Origin of the sequence: Dokdonia ponticola (assembly GCF_042653865.1) — a bacterium.
In the GTDB taxonomy this organism is placed as follows: Bacteria; Bacteroidota; Bacteroidia; order Flavobacteriales; family Flavobacteriaceae; genus Dokdonia; species Dokdonia ponticola.
The window spans coordinates 490,874-517,446 of record NZ_JBHSFV010000001.1; the positions used below are offsets into that span (position 1 = coordinate 490,874).

Consider the following 26,573-nt stretch of genomic DNA (forward strand, 5'->3'; position numbering starts at 1 on the left):
CGTTAAAAAACGTTTTCTATTTCTTTGAGCTATCCCCTTTAAAGTTTTGGCTCGCATTTTTAAAGAGTACGTTAAATGTTGTGAGGCTACCGTATATTCTAGTGATGTATTGTTGCAAATCTATTTTGTCTTGATCTTCTAAGGTTTTACTAGAATTTATTTTTTGTTCCATCACACGCACACGATCACGAACCATCACTATTTTATGGAAAAATGTATCAATGGGAATGTCTTTAGAACTAAGATTGGTGTCTTTAGGACTTAACGTCATGGTTCCTCCTTTCCATTTATCAGCCATGGGGACAATTTCAGAAATATCGCTGTAGCGCTTGAGTAAGCTTTTTAAGCTTTTTTCTACTTCATATAAACTTACAGTGTCTACTTCGTCTTCTACCGCTTCAATAACATCAAATGTATCGTCTATCGTAATGGTTTCTAAACCATTCTTAATAAACGTAACCCAATACAAATCTGAAGTTACGTTTGTTACTACTCCAGCTCCGTGGGCTGGATGATCTATTCGAGATCCTATTCCTAAAATTTTTTGCATTTATTCAAATTTACTGTCACTTAGTTTTAACGCTAGTTTATACCCCAATTCCTTACTTCTTCTATAATCTTTTGCCGCTTTACTCTTTTCGCCCAGCCTTTCATAGGCGAGACCTCTATTATATTCTGCACGTCCATCTTTATATTTTCCAGAATCTATGACTATACTGAGATGCTCTACACTGGCTTCATACTGCTTTAATTTTATTTCTATAATCCCAAGGTTCAATAACGTTGGATTATTGGACGGGGTCACCTTTAAAATTTTTAAAAACTCTACTTTAGCTTCACTATATTTTTTTTGTCCTATATATTCAAATGCTTTTGCATACCATTCTTTTATATCTGTGGCACTATGTTTTACGGTAAATCGCTCTTTATGATTGATTAACTTTTCGTTATCAGGATTCTTTTCTAGTGCCTCATTTATAACAGCTATAGCAGCGTCTGTATCTTTATAAAACTCTAAAACACGTTCACTTTTTAATTGCCATTGGCTAATATCATCTGGGTTACGCTCTAAAAAAGTATCAATTGTTTTAAAATAATTAATTGTATCTCCTTTAGCTCTGTAAGCATTTAATAAAATGATATAGTTGTTTTTTATGGCAGGATACTTCTCAAAGCCTTGCTTAGCATAAAAAATAGCACTATCATTATTAATCTTACGTTGTCCGTAAATAATTCCTTTTAGCATTTTTGACTCATAATGGTTCGGTGCTTGCTCAATAGACTTATCTAGGTGATATAAAGCTTTATCTAGTCTACCTTCACTCATAGCATACATTCCTTTTACATGCTCATTTGGTCTTCCTACTCCAGCTATATTAAAAAAGCCTGAAAGATCTTTTACGATTTTGTCATAGGACATGACGTACTTATCTTTCATCAGATTTTTACCTGATGTATCTGCAAGCACATAATTTTGTGTCACATAAGACCTATATTTCATATAAGAAATAACAGAAGCGCTCAAAGCAAAAATCCCAATTAGAATAAGTATTGGCGTCTTTACTAATACTCTCTTAGCGTCTTTCTTTCTGTATGTAGTGTGAAAGAAAACTAAAATTAAAGAAGCAAGCACCACAAAATGTCCTTGAATAGGAGTTCTCTCTAAGGGAAAGTTAATCAAAGCATCAAAACCATACGCTAATAACGACAATGCAATAACAGCATAAATCCATCTATCTTCATGATCCTGTTGTGTGAAGAATAATTTTAAAATAGAAAATATAAGAACTACAAACATCAAAAAATAAGTGATAAAACCTACAATCCCAACTTCTGCAAGTACCTGTAAAAAATCATTATGAACTCGTAATGGATATATGAATTTATCGATCTTAAAATTAGCAAAAAACTTATCCTTATTGGAGAGTTTCCAATTTCCTAACCCTAGTCCAAAAATAGGATGAGATGTAAAATCGTCAAAAGCCATTTCATAATATATACCACGACCACTACCATAACTCACTAATCCTTTTTTATCCTCAGAGGATTTATTCTTTTTTATATCAGAATTTGATGATGGTGCAAACAGTAGCTGATTAAATGTATTTGCTTTTGACGCTTCAATCCTGTTAATATTTGTAGCAAAAAAATAAGACACTATGAGTATTCCCAAAAAAGGCAGTACTACCTTTTTAAAAGAAGCAATAATTGTTTTTTTTCGAGCACTATCTACAATGGTATATCCTAGAAAAATAACCCCGTAAATGATAGCTCCCAAAACAGCAGTTCTTGCCCCTATAAAGAGTAATGCAGAAGTACCTACTACTAAACTAACAATACTAACTATTTTCCATCTGCCAATATGCTTTATGAGACCCCACAATAAAAAGGGGATTTGAATGGCTAATGTCGCCGCTGTTGCATTCTGAGTACCAAAAGTACTCAATGCTGTTTCTCTTAATAATGTTGCATTTCTAGGGGCATCACTATCTATAAAAACCCAAATAACCTGAATAGAAATATAAATAATCAGAATATGACTCACTTTAACGATGTACTCAAACAAAAGCTTTGGAGCTATTTTTATAATTAAAAAAAGGTTCATAGCAGCAATGAGTGTGGTGGCTATTCTTGCCAAATCCTTTACCCCCTCAGAAATATTAAAGGCTCCAAAAATGGATATAATCCCAGCAAGAAAGAAAAAAACATAACTTCCAAAGAATAAATACACCTGACGCTGTTTACTAAAAACAGCAAGTTGATCTCTATTAGCATAGATATAAAAAAGACTTATTAGGTTGACAATAGAAAAATAAAACCATTGTGATCCTATAGGATCTACAGCCTCAAATCTTGGCACAACGCCTATAATGAGATATAATAGTACAAGTGCCTTTGGAATGAGCAGATCTAATGCTGGTTGACTTTTCCCCACAATAATATGTTTTTGATAGCGAACTAAATTAGGTCTTTTCTTTTAAAAAAGAAACTTAAAATACAAGTAAGAATCATAGTGCAACTTTTTTGTTAAGAAAATTTTAACACTCTTTATAAAACCGCCCTTTACACATCTTCGTAAGTCTCGCCGTAAAACAATTTTCAAACAACTATTATGAAAAAAACAAGTTTATTAGCCTTAGGTGGTTGTATGGTACTAGCGCTTACATTTGCGCTCGTTGCAGCAGATCACATTGACGCACCAGATGTTGCAGGAACCACTGCAGACATTACTGATTTTTATGCCTTTGAAGGCGCTACACAAGACAACACTGTTTTTGTAGCCAACGTACAAGGACTTCTTCCTCCTGGAAGCACCGCACAGTTTGATGAAAATGTTCTCGTAGAGATCAACATTGACACCAATGGAGATCTTGTAGAAGACTTAATCATTCAAGCTATTCCAAGAGATGGTATCATGTACTTTTTTGGTCCGTATGCACCAGGTGCCACAGGACTTAACAGTACGATTGATGTAGATACCGCATTTACGGGACAGGTTGACATTTCTACAGGGGCCACGGCAACAACTGCCACAGCAAATGGTATTTCTTACTTTGCTGGCTTGCGAGAAGACCCGTTCTTTTTTGATTTTAATCAATTTAATGCTGTCATTGGTGGTATGGCCCCAAATGGATTTAACAATCCTGGAAATGATGATTTTGATGGAACAAACGTTCTTTCTATTGTCATCGAAGTCCCAAACAATATCTTAGGAGGAACCTTTCCTCATCCAGCAGGAACAGGGGTTGAAGTATTCAACACTTGGGTAGAAGCAAAAAGAAAACAATAAACCCTCAAAAAAACATAGTATGAAACTCAATAATTTTAAAACCTTATTTATATTCCTTGCCATGATTGGATTCATGAGCTGCGGAAACGATGATGACGCCGTAATCTCAACAGATGATGACGGAGGTATGATGCCATTACCCGTTGATTTTTCAGGAACATTCGTCCAAGAAGATCAAATGGGACGTCCAGGCATTAATACCGTATTAAGTCCAGATAGTACCACAGAAAATGCATTTAATGTCACTATCCCTTCAGAGCAAGGAGCTGCTTTCCAGCCTACATTCTTACAGCGAGCAGTGGATTTACATGCAGCATTTGGTGTCGAATACGAAACTAATATTCTAGGGCTAGATGCCCCTACACTTACCACAATCTTGGCATCAGATGTATTACAAGTAGCGCCTAATAACCCTACCTCTTATTTTGACGGAACCAACATATTAACAGGTCGTACGCTTACAGATGATGTCATAGACATCTCTCTCATCCTATTTTTTGGAGGACAGAATGGAGATCGTTTTAACGGACAAGACCTAGATGGTGATGGGACTCCTGACCTCCCTATTCTAGTGACCGATGGAGTGAGTGCTGCTGGCGAAACGCCTTCTAGTTCATTTCCATATCTAGAAGCACCGCACAATTAAGTAGCCTTTTAAAAGGGGTTTTCTTATCTAGAAAACCCCTTTTAAACATCACAAACCAAGGAATATCAAAACAAACAACCTCAAAAAACAACTCAAAATGAAATCATTCCTATGCATCACTTGTATTTGTTTTCTATTTGCGTGTCAAGAAAAACAAATTACAGATCCACAAGAATACAATACCTATTTACAACATCAAGATACTTCTAGCAAAGACTTAAGCACGCAACATCTCCAGTTTTGGAATACACGAATTCAACAAGATAGTATTCAAATCATTGCTTTAGGAAAAAGTGCCCAAGAGTACACCACGTTATTTGAAACCACAGGGACTATTGAGTCTTTAAAGAAAGCCGAAATCGCTTTACAAAAAGCAGTAGATAATGCACACATCGGTAAAGATGTATATCTAAGAGCCTTGGCAAAAAACCTAATCTCCCAACACAGATTTAAGGAGGCTTTATTTGCTTTAGCGAAAGCTGAAAAATCTCACCCCAACAAAAGAGCCACACAGCTCATGCAATTTGATGTTGCTATGGAATTGGGAAATTATGACAACGCCCAAAAGTATTTAAAAAAACTCACTGATTTTTCTGATTTCAATTACCTCATCCGTCTGGCTAAATGGAAAGATTACATAGGAGATCTTGACGCAACCATTCACAATATGGAACGTGCCAAAAATATTGCAGAATACAGTAATAATCAGGATTTAAAAGTGTGGACCTATACCAATCTTGCCGATTATTATGGGCATGCGGGACGTATCAAAGATTCTTACGAGCATTATTTAAAATCACTCGCTGTTGATCCTGGTAACGCTTACGCGAAAAAAGGGATCGCCTGGATCACTTATTCGCATGAAAAAAATCCAACGGAAGCATTACGCATCCTAGAAGCGATCCAAAAACAACATCAAAGTCCAGATTATTTTTTACTCAAAGCCGAAATTGCCGAATATCAAAATGATCTTACTGCACAACAACAAAATATTGATGCCTATTTTGAAGCTATTCAACATCCTGACTATGGGGCGATGTACAACGCGCACACCGCAGAAATCCTATTGAGCCAAAAAGAACAATATGATCAAGCATTAGAAATTGCGCAAAAAGAAGTCGCTAATAGGCCCACACCACAATCGTATGATTTGCTTGCCTACGTCTACCAACAAAAAGGAGATTATAAAAAAGCCTTAACGATTGCTGAAAGCTATGTTGCAGACAAAACCCACGAACCGCTTGCACAATACCACCTCGCTCAAATTTATAAAGCCAACGGACTCGATGATCGTGTAAAATCATTAAAAAAAGAACTATTAGATGCTAGTTATGAACTAGGTCCAGTGACTACAAATGCTATTAAAAACTTATAATACTATGAAAAAGAAAAAGCCTTAACGGGCGGAGTTTGTTTTTTGGTTTGTTTAGTTGAACGCCCTATTCTTGATGGTTGGATAGGGCGTTTTTTTAATATTTTTAAATCAACTATATATTTCTATCAACCTCCAGTATACTGATAATTTTATATTAGCATTATTTTTAAAAGTACTTCATATAACTTTAAATGAAACTATGTCAGGTATTCAACATTAGCATAAATATTGACATATAACCCCCATAAAACAAGTTTATTGAAAAGAAATGGACTAGCCCTTTGCACAATTGGAGTCTAACTATTCAACAACTTTATATTAAATTTGGGGAGAGGATCCACTTGATATTAAACACCAATTCCTTTAGGGCTAGCCCCAAAGGAATTGAAATAACAGACAGAGTTTAATTTACAGACCCGTATTTCTCAAGGAAACCCATTCTCACCACTACTATCTAATATATATTTATCACCTTTCGACATTTATTTAAAAAGCAAAGGACACTTACTCGTTAGATATGCTGACGACTTTGTTATTATGTGTAAAAGTGACACTTAATGTAAAAATGCTTATAATGACAGTTTAGATATTTTAACAAAACTTGATTTAGAAATTCATCCTTTGGAAGATAGTGACAAAACAAAATTATTGACTTATCTAAAACAACTTTTGATTTTTTATCAATCACTTTTGATGGAAAATCATTTTATCCTTCAATAGAAAACGTAGAGCGGTTAAAAGATAAAATCCGTGTCATTTGCAATGGCAATATAGAATACAATGTACTTACTCTTCTAAAAAAGTTTTCAATGTATTTGATGGCTGGGTTTCTGCATTTTATTACACAGAAGTGGAAAGATATTCTAAAGAAGTTGATTGCTATATTAATAGACAGCTTTTTCTAGCATTAAGAAAGTTTGAATGGAAATTCACACCATCATCAAAAGGTAAAATTCCTAATAAATATAGAAATAAAAATGAAAGCCCTGATTGCCTATCAGACAAGCAAAGACAAAAATCTGGTATACCAACTTGTATTGAACTATTAATTACAAAACGAAGTAAAAAAAATATCTCTAACACTACACAAAATTAATTGCTAATACAAAACACCTATCAAGGCTCCACCACCCCAAGGACATAGAGCTGCTCTAAGGTAGGAGAAGCGCTACCACCTTCAGGTTCTAGGGTGATTCCAAAAGCTTGAGAGGCATTTGGGTTTTCTACTTCAAAAAGTTGGGTGCCTTCGGTATTATATTGATCAAGAACTGCCATGCTTGTGGGAGTCAGCGGATCTAACGTTAGTGACCATAGCTGATATACTTTGCCTTCTGGAGGTTTGGGTAGGCCACGTACATCTACATAGGCTTTTTGGGTTTCTTTATCCCAATAAATAGATGCATAGGCTTCTGGAGCAATGGACTGCGCTCCTAGAGGCACCGAAATAACATCTTTATTACGCAATACATCGAGTAAGGTTTTTGTCTTTTGTAAATCTTCTTCGGCTACACGTGTTTTTCCTTCAAGAAGGATTTGCTCGCGTTCTATCGTCGTTATTTTATCTTCTAGTTTTTTATTTTCTGTGTATTGATAACCCATAGCGACCAATAATAACACAGCGGCAGCCCATCCTAAATAGGCAGCTAGTGGTATACGCTTTCGCGAAAGCGGAATCACCCCATCTCCCTCTTTTGATTGAATGTTAGCCCGTATCGTTTCAAAATCGGAAGGTGTATAGGGAGCGGCAGCACTCGTTAATTGTTGCAAAGCGGCTTCAATCTTTTCTACCTCAGCTTTAAGTTCAGGATGTAATGCAACCAAACGAGACACCTCAATACTCTCTGCCTCGGAAAGTGTTCCGTAGACATAGAGTTCTAAAACCCCCGAATCGATATATGATTGAATATCTATCATCCTACTCCTAATACTTCTCTTAATTTATTGATGCAAATTCTATTTCTTGTTTTTACGGTTCCTAATGGAATATCTAGCTCTTCTGCAGTTTCTTTTTGAGTATAACCTTTAAAAAAAAGCAAATGAATCACCTTTTTACAAATAGGTTCTAAGGCTTCTATATACTTCTTTATTCCAATAGCATCTACCTTAGAAGAGAAATCGTTTTTATCTTCAAGGATATCTACGAAAAAAGCAGCATTCTGGTTTTGTTTACTATTTTTAAATGCTTTAGAACGCGTTTTATCAATCGCCGCATTACGCGCTATGTTAAGCAACCATGTAAAAAATCGACCTTTCTTAGGGTTATAAGAACTTGCATTATTCCACGCTTTTATAAATACGTCCTGTAACACCTCTTCAGATAACTCTTGGTCATGCAGTACACTATAAATAACTCCTAAAATATTCTCACTATAACGCCCATAGATTTCTTCAAAAGCACGCTCGTCCTTTTGTTGAAATTTTGCTATAAGTTGATCTGGTTGCATATAGTATTTAGAGTTGTCTAAAGTACTATTTTCCTTTTAAAAAAAAGAATAGAAAGTAAACTACCTTGGGGTAAGCCCAAAAAGCATTGATAAGAAAGTGAATTTTAATTTTGAGGAAAGGCTTTGGGTATTAAACCCTTTGGTGGTACCAATAAAAAGCTGTCATTTTTTAATACGATTGTTTAAATGACAATAAAAAGAACTTTTTAAAGGTTTTTTCTGCCCATATACGTTCTTTATCTGGAAGTGGATTATGATCTAATATCAATGCCATCATTGAATACTCTTCTTTCCCAAATACTCTAGGAATTATCGAAATAGCATTATTATTAAGATGCACCAAAAACAACCCTGGCATGCTCATTAATTGTTCCGGCAGTACTGTAAAACGATTATACCCTGCATGAATTACCCACGTGTTTTTCATTCTAGAAAGATTGGGTAAAGAAGACAGTTCATTATGATCTATATAAAGGTATCGTATCTGAGATAGGGTTCCTATAGTTTCGGGAAGTGCATCTAATCTATTATGGTCTAACCATAAAGAGTATAAATCAGGCATCTTACTTAAGTATACATAACTATCTGCATCATGTAATGTATTGTATGATAGGTTGAGATCTTTTAGTGTTTTTAAATGCGTAATGGTTTCTGGTAATTGTGTGAGTTGATTTCCTTTTAAATTTAAAAACTCCAAAGGTAGTTCTTCAATACTACGAATTGTTTTTTCTAGATCAAGGGAAGGGTTATAGGCTAAAGACAATTGTTTTAAATTTTTAAAGCCGTCTACTTCTTTGGGTATTGTTTTAAGTTGAAGACTATCTAAAACTAGTACTTCTAATTTTTCTGGATGTGGTAGAGACTTTAAGATTGTAGAAATGTCAAGTTGTGTGTTTCCTGAAAGATTGATCATGCGTATGTTTTCTAACTTTTCATACACTATAGGAAACTCCGTTAGGTATTGGTAGCTCACATCCAAGCGTCTTGTAGTTGAGTTAACATCCAGTGATCGCACTGTCTCTCCGTAAAAAGTAGCATACGTACTACAACTAAAGAAGAGTAGACAGCTAATGGCTGTAATGGCGATTGTTCTAATCATCTGTGTTTTCTGGATTATAAATAGCACTTCCTGTAATTTCAAAAAATAGTGTGTCTTTTTCTTCTACATTCCACGGATATCTTGGGTTTAGACCAAAGCCATCGTGTAATGTATTTTGAACATAAGCACCTATCCATTGGCTATTGAGTCCTATTTTAGAATGGAGCTCATAATGCTCATCCTGATATGTCCCAAATGCATATACGTTTGCATAAAAAAGGTCTTTAAAAGGAGGTAACGTAAACCATACATTTTTTCGACCATCATCAGAATTCATTTTATTTCTGGGCGATCTAGAATAATCGGCTTGAGGGGTAAACAATGCTAATCCTATTCCCCCTTGGTATACTCTATGAACACTTTGTATTTGAGTAACCCCTAAGGTAAGAGATCCTGTAGTAGCGTAATCTGTGCGCTGCCCATTAAAAATAGTGCCAAATTTAAAGTCGTTTGAAAACACCGCATGCATACTATGATCTGCATTACTAAAGCGCATGATAAACTGCCCTCTTCGGATACCATAACTCTTTAAATCACCGGGTAGATAATCTTTCCCAAAACCAAACCCTAATCCATTAAATCCTCCTTTTTCAAAAGGATCAAAAATAATAGATGAGTTCATTTCTGAAACTGCAGACCCCAAAAGGTTGGTGTTTTTACCAATCCCTGCCAATGCAAAAAACTCATAAGAATAGGCAAGGCCAGATCTTTTTTTAGTGTGCCTTTTGAAAAACTGATACGTAGCAAAAGAGACTCCACTCTCTATAGAAGCATCGCCATAGTTGACAACGCCAAAACCAAAAACACCTATCTTAAGCCATTGGTTCTGATTACCTAATGTAATTTCAGCCTTGAGCTGCATCCCTCCATCAGCCTGTAACTGCTGACTATAAAGCGTTTGGCACAATAGAAAAAAAGAAAGAAGAAGATAGTGCTGGACAGTCAATTTTATACGGATATGATATATTAATAACACTAACAAGATACTATTAATATTATTGCAAAACCTATCAAGTGTACTGTATCCGATGCTAAGAGCACTAATCGAACTTTAATAAAGATTTAGAGATTGTATATTACTTTTTACTGTACTTTTAAAGATCGTAACAAAATCATTTTATGAAACGCACGGTCATACGCATCTTATTTGTAGGCATTATTGTATGTGTTTTTGGTTTTTTTGCATTTACCACAACCTCTGAGGCTGTGCCTATCCATGATAATATCGCAACCCAGCAAATAGCGCTTGACTCAATCCCTACTCGACGTCAATTAAGACGTCATTTTTTTGATAAAAGAGAGCTACTTGTTGTATACGGTGCAACAGATCCTAGTCTTGCCAACAAATACAAAACACTACTAGATACCATTAACCAACTTCCTCAAAACGGAAGACGCAGAAACGCAACCATACGCTACAAATCTGTTTCTGAAGTCACCGAAGAAGATATTCAAAATCAAATCTTATTTTTAATAGGAACACCTCAAGAACATTCACTACTAGAACGCTTCATAAATTCGACACCTATTGAAGCAACACAGCAAGGAATTAAATTACATCCCAACAACCATACTCATACATCTAATATACTCTCAGTTTCTTTTTATCCTAATCCCGAAAATAATCAACTTCCTTTTAGCTTTTTTACGGGAAGTGATGCTAATGCTCTTTATGAATTTCTTACAAATAGGATAGCTAAAAATGGTGCGTCTTTTTTCTGGCAAACCATGGATTATGAACTCTATCGCAATACGAATAGAATCATCTTAGGGAATTTTAATGATCAATGGCAATTAGACACAACCACCTTTTTTGATTACTCCAAAGGCAACACTACGATTGCACAATCAGAACATTATACGCTAACGTCTCATCAAAAACAACTATCACAAGAAGAGATTACGCTTTTAGTGGAAGATCTAGAAAACACCTATCAAAATATTATTACGTTTACAGCAAGTACAAAAGCGCTTCCCAAGATAGCGTATCACATATACAAAACCGCGGAAGATAAGGGACTGATGCTAGGCAACACACAACAAGCACATATAGATCTCAATGACAATTCGGTGCATACCATTATCAATGAAAAGTATCAAGACAATGCTATTGAAAAAGAAAATGCACTTATCTTACATCACCTTCTAGGCACCTCAACATCTCTAGCATTTTCAAAAGGACTTGCCATCTATTTTACAGATCAATGGCAACGTGAAGGATACCCGTATTGGTCGGCACGGCTTTTTGAATCTGGAAACACACTCTCCTTAGAAGAACTTTTTGACAACGAATTAATTGAAAAAGAATCCCCTTTACTTACAGAATGCATGACTGCATCTTTGGTGGCCTTTTTAATAGATTATTGGGGAAAAGATGTGTTTCTACAACGATTTACTAACTGGGTACCTTCTACAAATGAGATACGTAAACTAGAACCAGCATGGCAGAAATATCTTTCAAAACAAGCCGCAAATCATCCAAAAAAGAATCGGAAAAAATCAAAAATAACATATCTAAAAGGCTTTAACTTTGCGCATGAAGGCTATCAAATTTACAACGGCTACACCTCGCAAAAAGCAACCGAAGCTATTGTAAAACAACATGACATGGGAAGTAATGCGATGACAATAATTCCTTATAGTTATATACGTATGGATAGTAGTCCCACCTACCTTTCTATAGGAAATAGAGCAGGTTCTGAAAATGATCAAGGAATTGTACACAGTGCGTATGAAGCAAAAAAACTAGGTATGCAATCGCTGTTAAAGCCACAAATATTTTTTGGAAATAGTTGGCCAGGTGCGCTTGAATATAAAACAGAAGCAGATTGGAATGCCTTTTTTGACTATTATTACAGATGGATACGCCATTATGCATTTCTTGCAGAAATTCATCAGATAGATGCCCTTTGTATGGGCGTTGAATTTGTCAAAGCCACCTTAACCCATCCTGAACAATGGAAACAAATGTTTCAAAACACCAGAGGATTATATCAAGGTAATATCACCTATGCTGCCAATTGGGGAGAGGAATTTGAAAATGTTAGTTTTTGGAGTGAACTTGATTTTATAGGTTTAAATTCTTATTACCCTTTGAGTAAAAATGACACTCCTACAGATATGGAACTAAAAGCTAGTTTTGAAGTGGTTAAAACCAAAATTAAAAAGGTATATGAGACCTATAAAAAACCTATCGTATTTACAGAAATAGGGTTTAGAAGTACAGAAGCACCTTGGAAAAATCCACATGCTGATGCAGATACGCCTTTTAATGACAAACACCAGCAACGATGTTATGAAGTTATTTTTGAGGGAATTCAGAACGAACCCTGGTGTGCTGGAATTTTATGGTGGAAATTCCCTAGTTATCTAGAATACCGTGGCACAAAAAATACTGCTTTTACACCCAACAATAAAGCAACAGAGATTACGGTGAGAAAGTGGTTTGGAAAGTAATTTCCTGTCCTATTCTTTCTGAGTACGATTTCACGTAAGTGAGATTTAAACTAATCTTGACGAAATATAAAATGTGTAAAACATCTCCCATTATTATTCACAAAAAACACCCTACAATCCTATAGCGTGTTTCTATAAATTAAGCGGTTATATTCGCTTACAATAAATCTACAGTGGGATTCATTGCTCCGATTTCAAAACTATCCATATTTAAAAGTTCAGGTTGATTTAATGTACTACTTTCTAAAGCTTCTTTGATGAATTGTTGGTCAATCACAAAATTCTTTTTCTTAAAATTACTAGAAGATTTATTTACAAAATCGGTAGCGATGGCTGATACTCTCTCGCCCATATCAATTTTAATTCCTTGTGCCTCGAGCGCTTTTTTGTTAGATCTAAGAGACGTGAACACATCTGATATACTTGCTTTATTAATAAAAGCGCTTTTCATGTCTTCAAACAAACCAGAATACATCATTAATAATTGATTTTTTTGAGGATCTATAATATCATGACTTCGTAATAAGTTTACTGTTAAACTCTGAAATTCAGAATTTGCCTGATCAATATTTTTTTTGATTATGGCCTCTCTTGCATTCTCCCAATGGATATGAAAATCAAAAGTTTCATAATCATTACGAATATCTAGCGAGTTGATTTCATACAAAATATAATCACTTTTTCTATACGGCTTTATGGTCTCTTTTTTAGTCCCGTAATGTAATTGCCCGTCCTTAATCCAAAAATTTTCTTTCTTGACATTGCTTTGATCTTCTTTGACCATCACCCAAAAACCACTTTCAAATATTTCTCTGCTGTGCGTAGCGCTGTCCCTATACTCATTACGTTGCCCTATTCTAAACTGCGTATCACCATCCATTCCCAAAAAGCCTTCTATTCCATTAAGTAGAGGTTCGGCAACATTAAGGTATCCTGAAAGTTTAGATGAATCAAAAGCTTTAGCTACAGACTCTACGAGGCTTATGGTTTGTTTTGCCCAATTTCTTGTTTTAATTCTAAACAATCCTGAAAAAAGAGCTACGTTATCTCCTCGATAGGGTGTGGGACCAACAACACGGGTGTTTGTATATCGGATACTCTCATTACCATCTAGCTGTTCTATGCTTTTTAAAAGATCTGGACCTATTACAAAAGGAAAAGCACTCCGTTTCTTATCGTATATAAATTCTGTTAAAAACACAGTTAATGGAATATACTCATTCCAATATTCCCTTCTATCCTTTAAAAACTGTTCTGTTAATGTGATTTCAAAATAATTCTTTCTAGCAACAATAGGTTTCCCCATACGGGAGTTATCATCTAGAATTTTAGCTACATCTATTTGGAATGTTGGATATAATACCGATTCAGAATGTTTCACTTTATCCCATATTCTACTTAATAAACTCATAGTATCTATCTGGTTTTATTTATTAGTAACACCTGTAACATTAGAGGATTTAAAAAATTCGGTAACGCGTAGCATCTACTTAGATACTAATCGCTTTTTTAAGCTGTAAACTAAATCCCCTTATACGTATAGTGGCACAAAAAACCACTAAACCACTACAAATGAGATCAATATATAAAAAATATTTATAATCTCATGATAACATCAATAAAAGTACATTTACTATGAGTAACTACAACTCCCAATATTGGGTATTTTAATCATCGTATATCATATATATTTATGATTTTAGTTAGTGAGCAGAGCGAAGCATGAGTTACCTATTCATCACTATAATATTTCTAATATTAAATGGTTACAAACTAAATAGCTCATAAAACAATCATGGTAATTGTTTTATGAGCTATTTTTAAAAAGAAAAAACAAACCTACCCTACAAGTTCATTTTTTTATTGTAGTTAAGACTTTTGACTAAACTGGATCCCCTGGAGCAGTGCAAATACATCCTACACAAGTTTGTGTGTAATGGCAATCTGAGTCATCATGACATATATTTCTCGGAATTCTTCCTCCTTCGATTTGCCGTTGTGCTGCATTATCTAATTCTTGGGCCCCTTTTAATTGCAAAATTGATTGTAACATACTTGTTGTTTTATAAGATTAATAATACATCAATTTAAACAAAAAATACTGATTATCAATAGCTTACTGTTTTTACATACGAATTTTACGCAAATACTGTAATTATATATAAGAATAGAAGGTATTTCGCATAAACATCTGTTAATATGTATTTTGAGTACGCTTTCGCGAAAGCGTACCCAGTTATACATCAATAAATAAAAAATCTGTTTTAAGGACACGCAAAACCACGTAAAAACACTTGAAATTTGTTAATTACAATCAAATAAATTTGTTAGTAATGATTTATTAATCAGACATTACCAATCTTTTTTGTCAATTAATTAACTATCAAAACAGCATGAAAAACTTATTAGTATCATTTTTTAAAGCAAATAGCACATCAAAATATAGCATGTTGGGAATACTATTTGCCACCGCATTGCTTTCTGTAAGTTGTACTGAAAATCCCTTTGGAGCAACCTCCAATACAGAGGTTGAACCAGAAGTAAAAGCTACCATAACAGATAACATCCATGTTGCCTTTGCAGGAGGAGGATGGCGCGCACATACGGCTCATACTGCATGGACGATGTCTTTATTAGAAAATAATAATCATAAATTAGATAATGTATTCAAAAATGTAGAAAGCATTGGCTCCAATTCTGGAGGAAGCTGGTTTAGTACCATGCTCATGTATTCACCAAAGTTTGTTTCAGATATAGAAACTATACCTCTTGCTGATTGGGGAGACACTAAAAAAGGCGGTTGGCTAGGTGGGCAACAAAATCTTTTTAATGACGCAAGTGTTCTGGGTTCAGGTTTTGCTTGCTATGCACATGCGGGTAGTGGAGATACATACTTGTTATGTGTCATAGGGTATTATTCTGGAAAGCATCTTAATTGGAATGAAGCTATAAAAAGCTTAGTCTTTAAAGATTATTCATTGGGAAATTTAGGTTTAAATACTAAACCCCAAAAATGGGCAAGTGGTAAATCATTACTTATAGCTTCTACTATGTTAACCAATAATATAGTTTTAAATTCTTCTAGTAGTATTCCACTTGCAGGTTATAATCAATATTATCAAGCTTGTGTTCATGGGACTGCAAGCACTCATGGAAAACACGGAGGTTCTTGTAGTAATGGGATTGCAAATGACGTAAGACCTGTTACTTTTTCTAGCGTTCCTAGTCATCTGACATCTCCCCCATTTTTTCCAGAATTGGGAACTGGAAAGCAAATTAGTTTTGCATATTCAGAACAAGCAAATAACCCATACACAGGAAATGCTACGATAAAAAACCCAGTTATTAATGATCAGGTAGAAATCATGCATGCAGCTGCAGCTTCTAGTGCTGCTTTAGGTTTTGCAGCTAGTGAGAATATATCTGGAGGTTGGGACAGATCGTATGCTACAGATAATTTGGCGCTGAATTTTAGTCTTAAAAATGGTGTTGCAAAATATGATGTTGCTCAAGACGGTACTTCCGTTAGTGATTTAGCATCATCTGTTAGAGTAAGTCTTGCCGATGGAGGTCCTACCGATAATTCTGGCGTTGCACAATTAATTCCTTTTTTACAATTAAATAATAAAGATACTGGTTTCAATATTGTAGCGTTTGATAATGTCCAAGGGCATCCTTTTGTTCCTGGAGAAAATGGTGCCGCGGTTGGAAATGATATCGCTACATTATTTGGAGAGGCATTATGTCTAGGTGATAAGTTCTGTACAGGTTTTAACTGTGATGGAACTTGTGTAACGGTACCAGAACTTCAAATTTTTGAAAGTGCTCCTATTGAAACTCCAATAACATGGAGTTATTCAAATGAGCCTAGTAAATATAAAAATGCTCCAAGATTAATATACACCAAGTATATCGTCAAAACCACAGACAACGCTACTTTTGGAATTAAAAAAGGTTCAACAGGAACGCTACATGCATTTACATGTTACTATCCAGATGCGCCTACAGAACCTCAAAATATCACAAAAGATGGGAGTTTTAAAGCGTATAATGAAATGATGCAATTTATTAATACAGGACTAAAAGCAAATAATAATAAAGGACTAACACTTCTTGAAAAGGCCCTAGGGCTTAAATAAATTTTGTCCATTTTTTAAATGTCAGAATATTCAGGTTTGTCACATCAGATATCATATACCTATAAAAATGTAGTATACAAAAGTCAGATGTAGTGTCTGACTTTTGTATTGTAGGTGATACTGTCATTTAATTCATGACTGTTTCGGTTTGTAATGCTTGCTCTATTTTTGACAGACGGTCATTCACAGCTGTTTTATACTTCTCAAAATCACCAGTAAGTTTCTTTTTGTCTGCCTCTAGTAACTCTATACGTTTTAACAAGGCCTGTGTCGCACTTACATTAAGCATACTAATTGCCTCATAATCTACGGTATGAAAATCAGATACTTGCTTTCCATAAATAAACACTTGTCCTTCTCGGTCACTCGCTACTTTTATGGCGTCTTCCTTAATCTCTAGTACGTCAACAAGGGCTTCTTCTTCACTAAAGATGAGTTGTATTTTGTCACCTACGACAAGGTCTCTAGTATCAATCTTAATCCAACCATCTTTGATCGTACGTAACGCATAGATATTTGGAATTACTTCTGTTACATCGGTAGTCACGGCTTGTGGATAGACTTCTTTTACTTGTTGCGCAATTACTTTTTTATGCCATTGATTACCTTTAGAAATAGTGTCAATATGTTTATAATCTGTGATTTCAATTTTAGAAAGCGTTTCTAAATCTTTTTCAGCAGTACTAACTCCAACAATATGTTTAATTCGAGCATCCGAAAAAGCATTAAACTGCTGAGCGGCTATGCGATCTGTAGCATATATAGAATAAGGTATCTGATCACTACCACTAGCGACTCCTGTACCTCCTTCATAATAAGCAAACCATCGAAATTTACCCAACTTATGTTTTGCATTTCCAGAAACAACTAATTTTGCTTGTGTGGGAGTTTTAGTTCCAATTCCTACATTGTTTCCTAAATTGATCACTAATGGTTTCTCTCCGTGTGATTGCAACCAACTGTATCCTTTATCAATCCCAATTTGTAACCTTCCATCAGCCGCATTAGAAGAACCTACGGTAAATGCATTAGTCCCTACGGTGTATGGATCTGATGCATCACTATTAATAAAAAGTTTTGCATTAGGATTATCTGTTCCTATCCCCACATTACCATCAGATTTTATCACCATTTTATTTACGTTATTTATTCTAAAATTTATGGGTTGACCGATGGAAGCATTAAGAAAGGTTTCTCCTGTATTTTTTTGTAATAAGGCATATGTTCCTTTTACGTTTCCTAAACCTTTATAAGCAAACGTGGCATAGTCTTTTCCATAAAAGCCAAGACCTGTAAAACTCGTAGCACTCTGTATGTTGCCATTTACTTCTAGTTTTTGAGCAGGTGTGGTCGTTCCTACCCCCATATTGCCATTGGGTAAAATGGTTACCGCATCGGTTTGTGCTATGATTTGACTGACACATAGTAGAAGTAATAAATAAAAAAGTTTTTGAATAGTTTTCATAATAGTTTTATTGTAAGTCGTTTATAATTTCATTAAAAAGAATAAAGCATGATAAGGAGGTCTGTTTTCATGAGAATTCCCACTTCCTTGTGTACTTGTTGTTTGACGAGTACTACCGTCCCAATGCGCTGGATGTCTACCTTTACTATCGCGGTCATAAGAATTTCCCATGTCTCGTACACCTGTAAAAACAGAATGCGAATGACGAGGCATTTCTGCCACAGTCAACGCAACCCTTGCTTGTCCTCCGGTATTATTAACAGAATAGCTTTCACCTGCGCCCACGATAAACTGATTTCTCAAATCTGGAGTACCATTTTTACCATTGCAAATCGCCCATCCTTTTGGTATGCTTGCTCTACTTCCATGCCACATGATGATCATACCTTTCGGAACTAAATCATGATTATTTTCTTTTACTTTTCCTTGCGTATTTATAGTACCCATCACGAGCAATTCTTGGGCTTGAACCTGACCTAGTGCTTTTATATTACCTTGCACATCCAATTCTTGAGCCTGAATTTTACCTAATGCTTTTATACTACCTTGTACTTCCAATCGTTGAGACGGAGTCATTGTTCCTATCCCTATATTACCATTTGGTAAAATAGTCAAAGCATCAGTTTGTGCCATGGCTTGGCTTGTAAACGCTAGGAATATCAGATAGGTTAATCTTTGTGTTAATTTCATAAGAAGTATGATAAAAATGTTAGTTAGCACTTGAGAATTAGTTCCCTGTTTTAAAAGTTACCGAGGCTCCTTTACGTACCCTAAAACCAGGTTGTAAACCCATACCACCACCAGAATAAAGAATCGTATTTACGGTAGGTAATACACTAAAATCAGTAAGCCTAATCCTATTTGTGGCACGATATACAGTATTGGTATTCAAACTCGAAAGGGTAATATTTGCCTCGTTTACTTCCTTCGCAGTGATGGCAATCACATTATTGGCTGTTATTGTGTATAAAGTACCATCGGGAGCAAGCACAAGTGTTTTTCGGATATTGGTATCAATAGCAGCTGTGAAATTGTATGTGAATTTCTTGTCATAGGTAAACCCTACAACTCTTTTGGATGTTTTAGTAAGCGTATCATTCACAACATAGGGATTAGAAACATAGATATTTGAGGAATGATCGGTGACTATAATGGGCGCATTGTCTAATACTTCCGAATTTTCAAAAACCTCAACATGGTTAGCTTCCTTGGTATTATATCTAGCTATTTTTTTGTTAAAAACAAAAAATACATTCTCATCTCCATCTATAGCAGGTTGTGAGATACCCGTATTGACACTTTGTCCCGATCTAATCGTTTCTGGTCCTTTTAAGCTTTCTGATTTTATATCAAAAACTAATAGTCTATTCGCACTATCATAACCATTAAGGACAAAAACCTTCTTATTTTTCTGAACTACTGGAGCTGGGATATAATAGTTATTTCCATTTTTATAGCCTCCCAATAGCGACTCAGAAGCATCTAATATCCTTCCATCTGTATTGTCTAACATCACTAGACGACTTGTTCCTTGTTGGGTGTCTACATTAATGAAAAAGGCCAAACTTTCGTCCTGACTTAGTGATATGGGGCCATTGCGTTTATCCTTTTCTTTCTCATACTTCCATCGTAATTTTAATTGTGGATAGGCTGAAAGAGCAACAATTCCATCAAATGATGTTAAATAAAGCGTCCCGTCATATCCCAAAGTAACATCACTATGTATGGAAGTAATCTGGTTATTAGTAATTTCTGAAAGTGATTTTTTATATAAAACAGCCCCTGAATTAGTAAGATCTAGTATCGTTAATGTATTAGAAGTAGAAAAGTAATATAAACGCCCTAGTTCATCAATCAAAGGTCTAGATTTGATCATATTATCTACTGCTTGAGTCCATAGTACATCACCTCTAGCATTCAGCTGTTTTACTTTAAAAGGCGTATTTCCAGAAGCCGCTTGTGTAAAAATGATAGGTTGATTTTTATAAATCGCAACGGCTCCCGTTGGGTCGCCTCCCACCAACACATCTTTAGATGCATTGGGCAATATCCTCACTGACGGCTTAGTAATGGTCGTGTTGGTACTCCAGTTGAGATAACTATCGTGTTGCGCAGTACTAAACGGCTGTGCCCAATCTGATCTAAACGGAAATGGATCCACCTCATAGCGCAGTATCAATTTAGGCCTCTTAGAAAAAAGCCCTGGCTTTTGCGAAGTAATAGAAGAGTAAAATAAGGTCTTTTGCCGTTTTTCTGGAGATCGCGTCGCTAGGGATAATATATTGTCTGGAATTGCCTCTAGTGCTCTGGGATTAAGTTTCATATTTATAACCGTTGAGCTTTTCTTCACTTCATCACGACCAATGGTTTTGGTATTTTTGGTTTTTATAGCCCAATCTAATGCGGGGTTACTAAGACTGGTTTCTTTACCTGTCCAGGTATTAGGACCTTTTAATACCGTAATGGTTTGTGTTGAAAAATCGGAGGTGTTATCATTAGGCACCGTATACATCCTTAAATAATAAGCTTTTGCCTTTGTAAATTGAGGTAAGTGATTGAGGTCAAACTTAAAAAAGGACTTTGCTGTTTCATCACCAGAATTATCAGCTGACACTTCTAGGTTTTTATCATCTCTAGGAGGAATCGCAGTATCAATCTCAGGAAGTACTACTGTATATCTGGTTTGCGATAAAAGATCGCCTGATACTCCTACCAAAATCAAAAAAAGAAAGGTAGAGATCTGTTTTAAATATAAATATCGCTTATACATAATATATTTTTTTTAGTTATGATAAAATCAAGGTTTGACTGGTTCTTATAGGAATCCAATAGTATAATTTAGAATAGGTGATACCTATATCACCCTCATTCGTAAAGACCATAAACCATAGACTTCCTTTAAAATACGCAGTTACCACATACGCATTGTCACTCGTATCAAAACTTCCTGCTTTTGTGGATTCTGTAAGATTACTAGTGCTATAATAGCCGTTCCTGAGATTTATTTTTTTAAAATACCTTTTGACATTATCCCGATCATATCCTCCTATAATACTGATCCCTGTAGATTGTACCGTATCCCTGCCTATAAATGCTAGTCCCGAAGACAAATAAGAGTTGTCATTAATCGAAAAAGGGTTGGATGTACTCCAATAGATTCTGCTCCACTTTTCATTTTCAAACGTCCAGACATCACTAGTTTCTTTACCACCAATCTCAGAAAACCCTCCGCCTAACCAAAGTGCCTTTTTTGCACCATGATCATCTAATTGTACCGTAACTCCTGCGAGACAGCGAGCGTCCCAATTCATCGATACAGGAATATTTTTAGTTTGTACAACTCCATTTTTATTCAAATTATCCCACTCTTTTCCATTCCCTGAGACCCAAACATCATCTAATGTATTACCATACTCATCAACACCTCCTAGTAACCAAATCTTATCGACACCCCCATGCGTAAACAAAGTGCATGAATGGCCCATACGTGATTCCCAAGGAAGATCAGATACAACACTCACTTTATCTTCTTCACTATCCAAATGAATAATGGCCACTGCATTTTCACATTCCAGAGGCTTTACATAACTACCACCTATAAAGAATATACTACCATACACTTCTCCAACCCTTCGTAGATGTACCATAGGTGAAGCCGCAAAGGGTTTTAAAGCGTCTTTATCGGCTTGAGATAACGCAATGGCATCCCAGTGCCCAGAAAACCCTTCAGAGGTATATCCTATATGATCAATCACTGCGTTTTTCCCTTCTTTTTTAAGCATTAAACTAAAAAGGTAATTTAAATTCTGACTTGCGCAAAAGTTTCCTATCATAAGAGGGCTTTGCGGATTTGCTTTTTGAGATAATTCAGAATTGTCTAGTGCTCTTACTTTTATTGCGTTGGTGACAATCGCATTTCCTTGTGTAACTTCTAATGTATATAAATGATCCCCTATACGAGGGACTGTCGTGTAGGTCCTGTTTTCTAAACCACTCCCCTCTCCTGAATCTAAAACCGTAAGACCTTCTAATAATTTATAGGTGAAAGTGTTTCCTTTAATTTGCCATTGCAAGGCTACCTGATTCACATCCCCTTGAAGTACAGAAGGATCCGCAGTAAAAGAGAGTATCTCAGGCGTTAGTTCTTCTCTATACACTTCAAAGTCAATCGCATTTAAAAGGACATTCCCTACACTATCCGTATTATTTTTATCATAAAAAGAAATGGTCAAATGAGTTGTTTGCACATTCATTAGAGCAGTTTCTGCATGAATTTCTATCGTAATATACGTGTATTCCTCATCAAAATATTTTGAAAAACGATACGATTGTTTATCAAAATCTGCCGAATCAGGTAGTAAAGTCACAATCTCTGTGGGTGTTGTTGCATACGTACCATCATCAGCTTTTTGTCCATACAACACACACTTCGTATTTTCTAAGGACTTTCCCGATGCGATATTCGCAAATCCTTTTATGGTAAAAACTCCCATTAACAAAATCTCTTCTAGAGATTCTCTTGAAATATGTATACTAAGCTGTATAGGGCTTCCTGAAGTCACCGTGTTATTACCGCCTGTTATGATATAACTCATAGTATGATCTTTATAGATTATTCTTTATTTTTTAAATGATCTAGTGTCAACCACCCTTCATACAGGTGTTGTTTCTTAAAACTAGAACGTTGTTTATTTTTCCCTTCTGCAACCTGCTGACTCTCTTCCCACGTAGTAACATCCGATTTATGAGTCCATTTCCATCCTGTGTTAATGCTTGTAGGAATGGGAAAACCAGGATCAACTTTATCTGCGATAAACGGAGCAACCAAAAAACTCGTCTGTATGGATTCCAACACCTCATGCGTACCATGCCTAAATACTTCAACAAATGTAGACGGTAATATTCCTGAGGATAACTGTACCCCTGCAGAGGCATCAAGTAAAAGTGTTACTTTTTTGGCACCTTCCTCAAGTGACAACTTTAGAGGCGTGCTTTTAGTAAAGAAGGGTTCGCTTTCGCGAAAGCGGAATTCGGGCGTATTCAAAGGGGTATACAAACGGGTATAATCAGTATCCGAAAAATAACCTAATACCCCATCATTTTCTATTGAAAAATCTCCTATAAAAAGCGGAAACTTTATCGATCTAATTCCGCCTGAATCTTGCTTGCCCGACAGATCCCAACGTTGGTTGAATGCCGGTAATCCCAACAGCTCTAACCCAACTGAACATCTAGCCAAGGCAATAGGCTGACCAAAAAGTAAGGATATGGTATTATTTTGAACACCTCTTGCCTGTGTTAAACTCTCGTTCACTTTCTGAGCAAGACTCATGATTCCTGAAACAATACTTCCTGCATTTATAGCATCTAATAATTGGTGTAATTGTATATTTTCAGATACATCCGCTGGTTGGTTTGCTCCTGGAAACGGAAGTTTTGCTAAGGCCAATCCTTTCTCTTTACTAAAATCTTCAGAGATTTGTAATTGCACAACGCCACGCCCATTTTGATCATACACCATGATACTGTTATCCATAAAATTAGGAACTAGCCACCCAAAAATAGGGCTCTCTAGCCTTCCTACATCTTGATACATCACCTCATCACGCAGATTTAACCAGTAAAACTGAATCCTACTAGGTTGCACAATACGAGGCGGTAAGGGGATCTGGGTGTTTTGTGTAGGTTTTAGACTTCCCATGGCTACAGACTCCGTAACAAACCCTTTTGATTCTCCATCAATTACCTTTCGAACCTGACCAAACACATCTACAATGGACAACTTTTTAATTTTTAAAACACCCGATCTAAAAGGAAAAAACAAATGTGTATCAGAACTATCTGGCTTTCCTGGATTACATCCTAGGATGTAAGCGTCAGTTCCTATTACATCCAATTCTGCCTGATCAATTTCAAAATCTGTAGTAAAATTATAAATCGAATCTGACGCATATATAAAAGGCGGTAATTGAATCCCGGGGCGTTGCATTAAAAGGTGTTTATGTAACCCACTTAAAGATTGGGCAATAAGGTTTAATTTCCCATATTTATGGATAATCTCCTCTGGAACCAATGCTTTTAAATTGGCAAAAACAGCATTAGAAAACGGACTTATGCCTTGAAAATCAATACTATTTGACATCGTTTCTGTTGACTGACTTTTAAATGAAATTCCATCCTCTAGTGTCCAATTATTCGTTTTTTCTAAAAGATCAAGACCTTCAAAACGATCATCACTGGGAGTATATTCAACCTCCCAAGTCATAAACAAAGGTGTCCAAGCTTGCTTCCACAATACCATAGAAAAAGATTCGGGTGCTCTTTTGTTAGGATCTTTTACGGTAGGAATTGTTTGTTCTTTAATCACAACATCACGCGCAAATGTTTGTATAATATCACTCGTTTCATCCCGCTCCATTTGTGCTTTTTTATAAGCAAGCAAAGCAATATCTATTGCTAAAGAATGATCTAACAATAAGGATTCATACACTACACCTTGGATAATAGTATACGGTATGGCGGATGATGATAAGGCGTCTATACTTGGCACCGAAAAAGAAGTGGTAGAAATAGAAATAGGGATAGGGCCACTAGCATGAGATACTTCCAGATGTAACTCTTTGAGAAGTTGCTCTTCTGTACGACAGTTTATCTTGCTCTCAATTACTTGAAAATTGGGGCCATTTGTATCTCCTACGCCATCACCACATAGCAATAATACAGGATCATTAGGTTCCCAAAAGCGATCTTCTAGTTTTTGAGTTAGCTCAAAATCTGCATTAGGTCCTTTTAGATACGGTTGCTCTTTTAACTTGGCAACACGATCATTTATTTCTTTAGTAAGAAGATCAATAGCTACTTTTTTATCTACAAGTTCATCTAGATTACGCTTCCTAGACCCCTCAAAGTCAAAACTGTCAACGGTGTGATTATTAATGGTTTTTAGCGCTTGTTTATACCATAAAAAATAATGTTCCTGTTGCAAACGTTCCACATCTTCAGACAGGACATTGAATTGTAGTTGACTTTCATTTAATTTATTAAGTAAAAAAAGAAATGTAGGATTATTTGGAAAATGAATGCGATTTTCTTTTTCCTCTTGGAGCTGCTCGTTGTTCGCTTCTTTTCGTAATACTTCCCAAGTAATATGTCTGTCTTTAGGAATAAAGCTTCGATTGTGCACGGCTGTTTTTATACTAGAAAGACTAGGTTGATTTCTTTCATCTTCTAGAAGTTCATATTGCAATGCATTTAATAGGGTCTCGATGGCTGGATCATCAACATTTGAACTTTTGGCAATCTGTGCACTTAGAGACTCTGCAGCTGTATTACCCGCATACACTTGTATGTCTCCAGAGGGGACACCCGTCGGCTGATTTTCATTCCATCGCACACTATGTATGGTTGTATGAAAGACACTAGCTGTAGGATAGGTTTTAGCATTTGTACGCCATTGTTGTTGGATCCACTCCAATGTTTTTTGTGTCTCAACAGTACTCCCTAATGGATGAATTGGGTCTATGGCAGGATCACTATACCATCCTGTAACTACATAGGTAAAGGTGCTTCCTATAATTGCGCCCTCCATGTCATCATGAAAACCAAATACATTCTTACACTCAGGATAAAATGATGCAAAAAGAGGATTGACAGCACCTACCGCTTGTACTAAAGGAGACGTTTTACTATGTGTATAATCTGCAGACCAAGGGGTTGATTTTCCTATATTTTTAAATCCTAGTTTCGTATCCTCAAGGACCACCCAATTTGGAATAGGATCAGGTCCGTTGGCTTTAAAGTCAATTTTATTATTGACATCACTTTCTACCATCCATATTTTTGAAGGAATATCTTTTATTCCTTTATCAGTTTGCAGTCTTATCACCATCCATCGGTTGGGAGCATACGGAAATTGCATTTCGGTGTCATCGCCTACAAAGGCATGTTTTAATGCTTTAGGAAGCGTCCAATGCAAATGCATTCCCTTTTCTAAAGTTAGCGTTTTAGTAACATCTGGCTGAAGATTTTCGCCTAAAAAATTCTGATCAAAAAGTTTCATTCTAGGACGCAGGTCTGCAAAGTTCTCCTGTGTGCTACTTAACACGAGCGCTTGCACCGATATAGGAACTACTAATTTTGAATCTATCGCTTCTGGCATC

At 35.8% G+C, this 26,573-nt stretch carries 18 protein-coding genes and 1 pseudogene; 7 read left to right on the forward strand and 12 right to left on the reverse strand.

From position 1 onward, the window contains the following. Positions 1-16: 16 nt before the first annotated feature. Positions 17-550, reverse strand: coding sequence for a hypothetical protein (locus ACFO3O_RS02280; RefSeq protein WP_379976913.1), 534 nt, complete (start codon positions 548-550; stop codon positions 17-19). Beyond that, the gene (locus tag ACFO3O_RS02285) at positions 551-2,935 is read right to left on the reverse strand and encodes an O-antigen ligase family protein (RefSeq protein WP_379976914.1); all 2,385 of its coding nucleotides are present in this window, start codon (positions 2,933-2,935) and stop codon (positions 551-553) included. It lies immediately after the preceding gene. Positions 2,936-3,112: 177 nt separating this feature from the next. Between ACFO3O_RS02285 and ACFO3O_RS02290 the strand changes: the two genes are divergently transcribed. From ACFO3O_RS02290 to ACFO3O_RS02310, 5 genes and pseudogenes are all read left to right on the forward strand, one after another. Further along, a complete protein-coding gene (locus tag ACFO3O_RS02290) occupies positions 3,113-3,790 on the forward strand; it encodes a DUF4331 family protein (protein ID WP_379976915.1) in 678 nt (225 codons plus the stop codon). A 19-nt stretch (positions 3,791-3,809) separates the two neighbouring features. After that, a complete protein-coding gene (locus tag ACFO3O_RS02295) occupies positions 3,810-4,436 on the forward strand; it encodes a hypothetical protein (protein WP_379976916.1) in 627 nt (208 codons plus the stop codon). Positions 4,437-4,533: 97 nt separating this feature from the next. Further along, positions 4,534-5,811 (forward strand): tetratricopeptide repeat protein, encoded by a 1,278-nt coding sequence (locus ACFO3O_RS02300; RefSeq protein WP_379976918.1) that lies wholly within the window; start codon positions 4,534-4,536, stop codon positions 5,809-5,811. Positions 5,812-6,222: 411 nt separating this feature from the next. Continuing rightward, positions 6,223-6,369: pseudogene (locus ACFO3O_RS02305) on the forward strand (reverse transcriptase domain-containing protein); the annotation flags it as partial. Positions 6,370-6,568: 199 nt separating this feature from the next. Continuing rightward, entirely contained in the window at positions 6,569-6,907 is a 339-nt protein-coding gene (locus ACFO3O_RS02310; protein ID WP_379976919.1) for a hypothetical protein, read from the forward strand. Positions 6,908-6,927: 20 nt separating this feature from the next. On the opposite strand, the gene ACFO3O_RS02315 is transcribed toward ACFO3O_RS02310, so the two are convergent. From ACFO3O_RS02315 to ACFO3O_RS02330, 4 genes are all read right to left on the reverse strand, one after another. Beyond that, entirely contained in the window at positions 6,928-7,725 is a 798-nt protein-coding gene (locus ACFO3O_RS02315) for an anti-sigma factor (protein WP_379976920.1), read from the reverse strand. Then, entirely contained in the window at positions 7,722-8,255 is a 534-nt protein-coding gene (locus ACFO3O_RS02320; protein WP_379976921.1) for an RNA polymerase sigma factor, read from the reverse strand. Before ACFO3O_RS02320 ends, ACFO3O_RS02315 begins: the two co-directional genes overlap by 4 nt. Positions 8,256-8,424: 169 nt before the next feature. Continuing rightward, positions 8,425-9,354, reverse strand: coding sequence for a leucine-rich repeat domain-containing protein (locus ACFO3O_RS02325; RefSeq protein ID WP_379976923.1), 930 nt, complete (start codon positions 9,352-9,354; stop codon positions 8,425-8,427). Beyond that, positions 9,347-10,300, reverse strand: a complete 954-nt coding sequence (locus ACFO3O_RS02330; protein ID WP_379976924.1) for a hypothetical protein — start codon at positions 10,298-10,300, stop codon at positions 9,347-9,349. Before ACFO3O_RS02330 ends, ACFO3O_RS02325 begins: the two co-directional genes overlap by 8 nt. A 173-nt stretch (positions 10,301-10,473) precedes the next feature. Here ACFO3O_RS02330 and ACFO3O_RS02335 point away from each other — a divergent pair, with 173 nt between their 5' ends. Next, entirely contained in the window at positions 10,474-12,810 is a 2,337-nt protein-coding gene (locus ACFO3O_RS02335) for a glycoside hydrolase family 113 (RefSeq protein ID WP_379976925.1), read from the forward strand. A gap of 157 nt (positions 12,811-12,967) precedes the next feature. On the opposite strand, the gene ACFO3O_RS02340 is transcribed toward ACFO3O_RS02335, so the two are convergent. Next, positions 12,968-14,221 (reverse strand): hypothetical protein, encoded by a 1,254-nt coding sequence (locus tag ACFO3O_RS02340; RefSeq protein ID WP_379976926.1) that lies wholly within the window; start codon positions 14,219-14,221, stop codon positions 12,968-12,970. Positions 14,222-15,203: 982 nt separating this feature from the next. Between ACFO3O_RS02340 and ACFO3O_RS02345 the strand changes: the two genes are divergently transcribed. Continuing rightward, entirely contained in the window at positions 15,204-16,949 is a 1,746-nt protein-coding gene (locus tag ACFO3O_RS02345; RefSeq protein WP_379976927.1) for a hypothetical protein, read from the forward strand. Between the two features lie 127 nt (positions 16,950-17,076). Here the strand turns inward: ACFO3O_RS02345 and ACFO3O_RS02350 are convergent, their stop codons facing one another. From ACFO3O_RS02350 to ACFO3O_RS02370, 5 genes are read right to left on the reverse strand one after another with little or no spacing between them, the layout of a single operon-like run. Next, positions 17,077-18,414, reverse strand: coding sequence for a tail fiber domain-containing protein (locus ACFO3O_RS02350; protein ID WP_379976928.1), 1,338 nt, complete (start codon positions 18,412-18,414; stop codon positions 17,077-17,079). A gap of 21 nt (positions 18,415-18,435) precedes the next feature. Beyond that, positions 18,436-19,134, reverse strand: a complete 699-nt coding sequence (locus ACFO3O_RS02355) for a hypothetical protein (RefSeq protein ID WP_379976929.1) — start codon at positions 19,132-19,134, stop codon at positions 18,436-18,438. 7 nt (positions 19,135-19,141) lie between these two features. After that, complete coding sequence (locus ACFO3O_RS02360; RefSeq protein WP_379976930.1) at positions 19,142-21,184, reverse strand: hypothetical protein; 2,043 nt, start codon at positions 21,182-21,184, stop codon at positions 19,142-19,144. Positions 21,185-21,200: 16 nt separating this feature from the next. Then, a complete protein-coding gene (locus ACFO3O_RS02365; protein ID WP_379976932.1) occupies positions 21,201-23,009 on the reverse strand; it encodes a hypothetical protein in 1,809 nt (602 codons plus the stop codon). A 17-nt stretch (positions 23,010-23,026) separates the two neighbouring features. Then, positions 23,027-26,572 (reverse strand): hypothetical protein, encoded by a 3,546-nt coding sequence (locus ACFO3O_RS02370; protein WP_379976933.1) that lies wholly within the window; start codon positions 26,570-26,572, stop codon positions 23,027-23,029. Position 26,573 lies beyond the last annotated feature (1 nt).